Annotated in this window: 5 protein-coding genes and 1 pseudogene; 5 read left to right on the forward strand and 1 reads right to left on the reverse strand. The window is 57.2% G+C overall.

Going from position 1 to position 7978, the window contains the following annotated elements:
- Positions 1-141: 141 nt before the first annotated feature.
- The 5 genes from J1M64_RS19105 (at position 142) to J1M64_RS19125 (ending at position 6407) form a co-directional block, all read left to right on the forward strand.
- On the forward strand, positions 142-537 hold the full coding sequence (locus J1M64_RS19105) for a CpsD/CapB family tyrosine-protein kinase (protein ID WP_206475224.1): 396 nt from the start codon (positions 142-144) through the stop codon (positions 535-537).
- Positions 538-708: 171 nt separating this feature from the next.
- Positions 709-2439 (forward strand): nucleoside-diphosphate sugar epimerase/dehydratase, encoded by a 1731-nt coding sequence (locus J1M64_RS19110; protein ID WP_206475225.1) that lies wholly within the window; start codon positions 709-711, stop codon positions 2437-2439.
- Between the two features lie 292 nt (positions 2440-2731).
- The gene (locus tag J1M64_RS19115) at positions 2732-3982 is read left to right on the forward strand and encodes a polysaccharide biosynthesis C-terminal domain-containing protein (protein ID WP_241261801.1); all 1251 of its coding nucleotides are present in this window, start codon (positions 2732-2734) and stop codon (positions 3980-3982) included.
- Between the two features lie 71 nt (positions 3983-4053).
- Positions 4054-5190, forward strand: coding sequence for a glycosyltransferase family 4 protein (locus J1M64_RS19120; protein WP_206475227.1), 1137 nt, complete (start codon positions 4054-4056; stop codon positions 5188-5190).
- Entirely contained in the window at positions 5187-6407 is a 1221-nt protein-coding gene (locus J1M64_RS19125) for an O-antigen ligase (RefSeq protein WP_206475228.1), read from the forward strand. The genes J1M64_RS19120 and J1M64_RS19125 overlap by 4 nt, the downstream gene beginning before the upstream one ends.
- A gap of 348 nt (positions 6408-6755) precedes the next feature.
- On the opposite strand, the pseudogene J1M64_RS19130 reads toward J1M64_RS19125, so the two are convergent.
- Positions 6756-7694 (reverse strand): annotated as a pseudogene (locus J1M64_RS19130) (IS3 family transposase); the annotation flags it as partial.
- Between the last annotated feature and the right edge of the window lie 284 nt (positions 7695-7978).

Here is a 7978-nt window from a genome sequence, read left to right on the forward strand (position 1 = left end):
GGTCGCCTCGAGCACCTGCGCGGAATCGCCCTGGGCTTCCGAAACCTCAACCACTACATCTTGCGGTCACTGATCCACTCCGGTCAGCTTCAGGACCGGATCAATGCACTCTGATTCCGGAAGGGCCCTTTTAAGGATGTCGTGCAAGAGACAAAGCACGATGGAGTTCACCTCTTGGCTTGTGGCCCCTTGCCGCCTAACCCCTCTGAACTGCTTGCGTCGGAAACGGCGAGAAGGCTGTTCTTCGAACTGCGCGGACAGTATGACTATGTCGTCATTGACTCCCCGCCACTTCTTCCGGTGACCGATGGCGCGCTCTTGGCCCGGATCACTGACGGGGCATTCCTGGTTGTCCGCTCGAATCGAACAACAGTTGATCAGGTAGCTCAATCTGTGGATAATCTGCGACAGGCCGACGCAAGGATCCTGGGAACGATTACTGTCGCGAACAAACCGGTGAAGCGCCGAGCGCGCGGGTACGATGATTCCTACTATTACGAATCCTCGAAGGCCCCGTCGGCTCGCGAGAAGTCGTGAAGCCTCTTAAGAAATCGCCTAGCAAGTACTTCTCATAGTCTGGAAGAGAACCTTATGACTAGTAACCCGGTCGAGCCTGCGCGATCCGGGCCTTTCCGTGAAGCACAGTTCGTGGCTAAGTGGAGACGACTATCTCCGTGGCTGTTTGTCGATTCGTTGCTCTGGGCGTTAATGTATATCGCCGCGTTGTGGATCCGGTATGACTTCGAAAAGAGTCGAGTTTCAACTACGCTCGAAGGTCCGGCGTTCGCTTCAGTCGTTGTCGGCTCAGTTGTACTGTCAGGTCTAGTAGGCTTTGCGTTCGGAGTATACCGAGGGCGCTTTTTGCCAGGAAGCTTTGCTGAGGCTTGTTGCGTTGCGGCGGTCCTTCTCGGAACGTCGGTCGCTGCATTCCTCGTCATAGTTGCAACTCAGCCTGCCGGCACACTTCCCCGAGGGCTTCCGTTGGTTTCTGGTGCCTTTACCGTTATCGCGGCTCTTTCGTTACGGTCGTTTGTGAGGGGGAGGGAGTTCTTTGGTGCCGGGGTTCGATCAGATGCTGACCGAGTCATCGTCTTTGGTGCTGGGAGTGGGGGGCAGCAGCTGGTTAGGGAACTCAGGCGCTCGCCGCTGTCGACCTACAACCCGGTGGCTCTTCTAGACGATGATCCTGCGAAGAAGAACCTCGTTATTGAGAGCGTTCGTGTTCGCGGCACTAGAGACGACCTAGAGGTTGTCGCATCGCGGGAGAAGGTGGGCATCCTGATTATCGCGGTCCCTAGCCTTCCCCCAGAAGAGATTGTCGCAGTGAGAGACCGTGCAGAGGGGGCAGGACTGCACGTCCTAATTCTTCCTCCGCTGAGCGCATTGATGACCGGGCGCCGGGCAGCAGATGAGCTACGCCAAATTAATGTGAACGACCTTCTAGGGCGAAAGCCGGCACGACTTAATCAGACACAAATCGCCGAGTACATTCGTGGCAAGAGAATATTGGTCACCGGAGCGGGAGGGTCTATTGGGTCCGAGCTCTGCCGTCAGCTACTGCGATTCCGGCCTGCGGAGCTAATGATGTTGGACCGGGATGAGTCGGGCCTACATTCGACGCAGCTTTCAATACAAAAGCAATCGATGCTAGACGGCGACGACACGATTCTCGCCTCTATCCGAGACCTTAGTACGCTTAGGGAGATATTCGCGGATAGGCGTCCCGAGATTGTCTTTCACGCCGCGGCTTTGAAGCATATGCCGCTCTTGGAACATTACCCGTTGGAGGCGCTTAAGACCAACGTGCTAGGAACGCTAAACCTTCTCGACGTCTCCGAGAGCAGCGGTGTCGAAACATTTGTAAACGTATCGACAGACAAGGCCGCAAATCCGACTAACGTTTTGGGAAGGTCGAAGCGGGTCGCAGAGAGATTAACCGCTGGAAGGGGGAGGCGTGATGGTTCGAGTAAGTACGTGTCTGTGCGGTTTGGGAACGTTCTTGGGTCCCGAGGATCAGTCCTAACTGTTTTTGAAAAGCAGATTGCGGAAGGCGGTCCAGTAACGGTAACTGACCCTGATGTAACTAGGTTCTTCATGACAATTCCCGAGGCTTGCCAACTAATCTTGCAGGCCGCAGTTATTGGCCGTAGCGGCGAGACACTGGTACTCGACATGGGAGAGCCCGTAAGTATCCAGGAAGTAGCTCGGACTTTAATTGAGCAGTCCGGGAAGAATGTGGACATAATTTACACGGGGCTCAGGGAGAACGAGAAGGTTCACGAAGAACTTTTCGACTCGACTGAGCAGCCTGTAGTCGGGGACCGACATGAGGCTGTTTCGGAGGTTAGCGTTCCGCCGCTGGCGTGCGATCGTAAAGACGCTGAAAAGGTCACCCGTAACGACGACGCTAGCGCTTGGCTTGCCAGGCATGCTTATTAAGCGAGAAGCGCGACCGCTACGCTACTGGGAAAAGGATAGCGATATCGACTCAAGACGGGGTCAGTGCAATAGCTGTTCGGACACCGGGAAGCGCTCGGTGTTGCTGTATCGAGTATGCCGGGGTGTCTTCGAACGGAGCGCAAATCTCGCGAGGCAGGAAAAGAGGTAAGCCGTTGATGCTTGAGCGCCCTACTCACTCATTCAGTTTGATAATTTCGAAGTTTCAAAATGGGGTACATGGTCTCGTGGCCCCCGCGCCCCGCTCTACCTCCGAAACGGCGATCTGTTTGCTATGGCCTCAACGTTGAGCGCATTGGCGGCAAAGTTGCGAGCGGCGTTTAACCGTGGAGCGCGGGATGTGGTTCTCATAGCTTTCTCAAGTGCACTGGCTCAAATTTCGGTGCTAGTAACAGTCATAGTTGTCGGCCGGGTGAGCGGGGTAGAAGCCGTTGCGACTCTTAGTTTGTTATTGGCACTCTCGGGCCTGATTAGTGGTGTTTTCGATTTCGGATCGAACAACGCTTGGATTCGCGAGTCGGCTGCGGGTGCCTTATCGAACTCCCGTTTCGGAATCCTTAGCGGTCGAAAAATCATGCTGAGCGTGCTGCTCGGCGCCTCTCTTTCCCTAGTCTTATTGGTGGTGCCGAACACATTCTCGCTCTGGCTCCTGGGGCTAGGAGTAGTGGCCCAAGTAACCACTCAAACACTCTATGCAGGTTTGCGAGCGGCCTCGCGTAACGTGGAGCTCGCGCTCATCACTGTTTCTGAAAGGCTCCTTTTCCTCGCGCTTTTCGCTGCGCTTTTCGTCGGCTCTTGGGGAGACGGTTCGTCGGCGGTCTTGATTGCCCAATTCGGGTCCGCAATGGTGACCTTCGGGGCCGGGAGCTTCTTGTTGAAGGAAATGAGGCCTAGACCGAATTTAGGTCCAATAGCGGAGATTTGGAGAGGCAGCCTCCACTTCGGCTTGTCCTCGTGGGCGGTGACCGCCCAGTCACTTCACGTGCCGATAGTGACTGCAGCGGGAGGGTCACTTGTCGCTGGACAGTACGGTGCAGTAAACCGTTGGACCCAGCCTATGGCGCTTCTTACCCAGACGTTCTCGTTAGTGGTGGTCCCTTACGTGGCGCGCGAAGGTCATCTGGTCCGAGGTCTCAAGAAAATTGGTGTAGCAGCGCTGCTTCCATTGCTTAGCGCGATTGTTTGTTCAATAGTGTTTCTTTTTTCTGACGAAGTGGTCGTTCTTCTGATGGGACCTGACTTCAACGCAGCCGGTGATGTCTTGCGCGTCTTGGCGTTGGCGACCGGCATCTCAGCGTTGAGTCAGCCCATGTCTGCCCTCTTACAGGCGAGGGGCAGTGAGCGCGTCGTGTCCATCGTCTTTGTAGTTGGCGTGGGCAGCGGGCTCGCTTTAGCTTGGCCATTTGTCGCTCAATGGTCGGCTGTTGGTGGTGCGTTGGCGATCCTCGTGAGCCAAGTGGTCATGTTGGTAGGCCTTGTCCCGTCCTTTCGACGCGCCTGGCGGATAGATTGGGCGGACAAGTAACCACCAATTGGTAGCGAATCAAGTGTGCAGCGTTCGTGACGCGCCCGCGGGCGCCGCAAAGGAGAGCTCGTATGGCTAATGAAAAGGCGCCGACCAGGGTTCTTGTGGTGTATCACCACTTGCCGCATTACCGCTTCGGGGTATTTCGCGCCCTTGAATCGCAAGTAGGTTATGAGTTTGTGTTCGCAGCCGGTGACGCTCAGCCCGGCGAAAATATCGAAACGATTCCACTCGCGGCGCTAACTTCTGCGGTGCGACTCGAAAATCGTTGGGTGGGGCGTTTACTGTGGCAGAGAGGCTTGGTCAAGCTTATCGCTACCGGGGAATACGAGAAGGTCATCTTTCTAGGGAACTGGAGTTATCTTTCGACTTGGGTTGCGGCAGCTTTCGGACGAGTTATCGGGTGTGAGGTGTACTTCTGGACCATAGGTTGGCACCGACCTGATAGTGGTCCGCGTAGGGTACTGAGGGCGCTTTTTTACAGTCTCGCGAACCGTTTGCTGCTTTACGGCGAGCAAGCGCGACGTATTGGCCTTTCCTCGGGGTACCCTCCTTCGAAAATGGTCGTTATAGGCAACAGTAGTTCTGCGCTTCCGGCGATTATGTACCGTGAGTCGATAGAGGATCATGGGATCAATGCGGCCCGTGGGGCAGGCGCCAAAGGTCGTGTCGTGTTGGCGGTCGTCCGGCTTACGCGAGCGAAGAAATTAGAGTTGCTGATCGAAGCCGTTAGCCGCATTAGGGCCCAAGCACGGCCGACAATAATCTTTGTCGGCAGTGGCCCGCACGAAGCGCAATTGAGGTTGACTGCTTCAACGCTTAGCGTCAGGGCTGAGTTCCTAGGATCAATACATGACGAGGATCGGCTTGCCAAGATTTACGAAATCGCTCATTGCTGTGTCATTCCGGAGGCCGCTGGTTTGACGGTTCTCCAAAGTCTGCGGCATGGGGTCCCAGTGATTACTTGTGACGATCCCTATCGGCAGATGCCTGAGTATGAGGCGATCGCCGATGGAGTAAATGGTCGGCTGTATTCAGCGGACGACGTCGATGACCTTGCCCTAAAGATCGATGAGGTGTGTAGTTGTATGGAGAGGGATCGCAGAAGTGTGGGACGGGCTTGTACGGAATCGGTAACGGGCCTGTGGACGCCAGAAGGACAGGCTGAAGCAATTTTGTCAGCTATTTCCGAGAAGACGCGCTCATGATAAACAGCAGCGAACGCGAGGGCGATGCGCTGGATCTCCTAAGTGCGTTCTCGCTCTCGCTGCTCTGCTACTCGGGTATTCTGAAAGGCACCCCTCTTTTTTCGTGGTTACCGGTTGACCTAGCTGTGGTCGCCGCCGCGTTCTTGCTCTTATCGGTCCTTGTCAGAGCGGCGCGCCGAGAACTCCCCAGTTCAGCTGTTGTTCTGCCGGCGCTTGCGTTATGGGCGCTGTTTCTTCCCGGAGTGGTAATCGCTGTGGGTTCAGATCTTGGGCCTGACCGGTATCTTTTGCTTTTCACGGTTACCTTAGGTTGCTACGTCGCCGCCTCGCTGCTAATTACGTCCGTAAGGGCCGAATCTGTATGGATTTTTTCGCAAGTTGTGTTTGGCGCCACAGCGGCGCTTAGTCTTTTCGTGTTTCCGGCGGCTCAGTCCGCGGGTAACGTGGGCCGACTTGGCGTTGAGGGGTCGACTAGTATCTCAACTGCGTGGACATTGTGTGCGGCGCTGATAGTCACGGTCTACTACGGCTTGCGAAGCCGAGGACTCGTTCGACTCGCCTGGACAGGTATCGCTGCGACGCTACTAGCCTTAGTCATATTGGTGGGAAGCCGTGGGCCCATCGTCGCAGTGGTGTTTAGTTTAGTTTTCTTGCTCGCGGGGAGCCTTCGAAGAGTCGGTCTGGGCGCACTCGGGCTTTTTGGCGGAGTGATTGCTGCTCAGGTGTTACTGGTGAGGTCAGTTGGCGATACAGTGGCCATTGTCCGACTAATGGAGTTGCTGGCCGGTGATCCAGATGATGCGTCTCGGTCGTCTCTTTATGCGGTTGGTCTTGAGTCGCTTCTCGATTCGCCTCTCGGGCTTGGATGGGGCGGGTATGCCGGAATGTCGGGCGAGAAGGGCCTTTCGCGCGGCACCGGAGCTTATGTCCACAACATTCTGTTGGACGTAGCCGTAGATGGTGGTCTGATTGCCCTTGTGGGAATTTGCGCCTTCTTCGGGTGGCATCTACTCAAGGTGCTACGAATTCCGGATTCGGTGATGCTGTTACTTGGCGCCCTTTTTGTTTTCTGGGTGGTAGCTGCTCAGTTTTCGAGCGACGTCAATGGGGTGCGAATGCTGTGGGCGACAGCAGGCGTCATATCCGTTGCCAGCGCACGTAGGCGATCAAAACCGGTTCCTTCGGGTGGGCGACGCGTGCTTAGCCCTGGCCTCTGAGCGTTCGTTTGTGTCTGAACCTCCCTGGATCTGATGCTCCTATTGGTTGTCAAGCGGCTTTGAGCCAATCTCGGTAGGCATGTGCGAGGTCGTCGTCGCGGCGGAGTCCGCGTTCGAGGGTGGAGATCTTGGCAGGCCAGACGCCGAAGTGCCCGGCGGCGGTTGTGATGCTGATTCTTCGGGCTTGGCGCAGTGGTCGCAGGTCGTCAGTTCGGGGCACTTCGGGTGGGTTGGTGAGCAGTCGGTAGATCTCGCGGCAGATCGCTCGTTTGAGGCATCGCATGGCCTCTTTGGTGGACTTTCCCTCGATTCGCTTCTTGTGAACCGCCCCAGGTTTCCCGCCGCTCCCTATGTGGGTTGCAGCTCTCGGTTGAGAGCGGCGTAGTAGCTCTGCTCGAACTCGACGGGCGGGACGTAGCCCAGGCTCGAGTGGAGCCGGTCATTGTTGTACCACTCGACCCATGCGGCGGTCGCGTACTCGACGTCGGCGAGCGTCTTGTACGGCCCGTCGTGGAAGATCGACGAGCGGATGCATTCGGCCTTGTACAGTCCGTTGATCGTCTCCATGAGCGCGTTGTCGTAGGCGTCGCCGACGCTGCCGATCGACGGTTCAATCCCCTCGAGGGCGAGGCGTTCGGTGAACGCTACAGATGTATATTGACTGCCTGCGTCCGAGTGGCTGATCAGTGATTTCGGTTCGACCGGGTGCCCTTCGCGGTGCCGTTGCCACAGCGCCATCCGTAGCGGAGTCATCACCAGGTCCGTGGCCATGGTGGTCGCTGCATTCCAGGCAACGATGCGTTGGGCGAACACGTCGACGATGAACGCGACGTAGGTGAAGCCGGCCCACGTTCGGACGTAAGTGAAGTCAGCGACCCAGACCCGATCCGGGCGATCTGAGGTGAAGTCCCGGTCCAGCAGGTCCGGTGCCCGCACAGCGCCGGAATTCGGGGAGGTCGTGTACACCTTCTTGGCCCGGACTACCCCGGATAGTTCCAGTGTGCGCATCGCCCGGTCCACCGCGCCCGGACTCGCTGTGGCTAGCCCGGCCCGGCGCACCTCGGCGAGCATTTTGCGGCGCCCATACAGGCCCGCTGGCTGCATCTTCCGACGTCCCTGCGCATCGGGTTTCCACACCAGCTGCCGGACGACGTCCTCCACCTCGGCGTCGCTGACGACCCTGGCCGCTACCGCTCGCCGGGGTGAGATCCACATCCGGTAGGTGCGTGCGGCGACCTGGAGACCTGCTTTGCGCAGGCCCCGGCAGATCGACTCGACCGCATGCCCTGGCAGATAGGGCTTGTCGGTACCGCGGGTCCAGCGAGTTGGTGTGTTATCTCGCAACATCGTGGACACCGGATCTCGTCTCTTCGGTGACAGCCGATCTCACGACTTCGTGTGTCCTGTCTCATCACTTCGAGGACACACGATCTCATGACATCGTGGACACGCTGTCTCACCACATCGTGCACAGGATGGCAGATAGGGCTAGTGGGTACGCCTAGTCCGGCGATCCGGTACTTCGATTCCGGCGACTCGGTACTCCTTGGGGCGGGCGGGGTGGTCTGCTC

It is taken from the genome of Dietzia sp. KRD202 (assembly GCF_017168155.1).
Taxonomy (GTDB): Bacteria; Actinomycetota; Actinomycetes; order Mycobacteriales; family Mycobacteriaceae; genus Dietzia; species Dietzia kunjamensis.

What these genes read in the sequence shown, in the direction of transcription:
- J1M64_RS19110 (WP_206475225.1), top strand. Translation starts at nt 709, where the DNA reads ATGTATATCGCCGCGTTGTGGATCCGGTATGACTTCGAAAAGAGTCGA.
- J1M64_RS19115 (WP_241261801.1), top strand. Translation starts at nt 2,732, where the DNA reads ATGGCCTCAACGTTGAGCGCATTGGCGGCAAAGTTGCGAGCGGCGTTT.
- J1M64_RS19120 (WP_206475227.1), top strand. Translation starts at nt 4,054, where the DNA reads ATGGCTAATGAAAAGGCGCCGACCAGGGTTCTTGTGGTGTATCACCAC.
- J1M64_RS19125 (WP_206475228.1), top strand. Translation starts at nt 5,187, where the DNA reads ATGATAAACAGCAGCGAACGCGAGGGCGATGCGCTGGATCTCCTAAGT.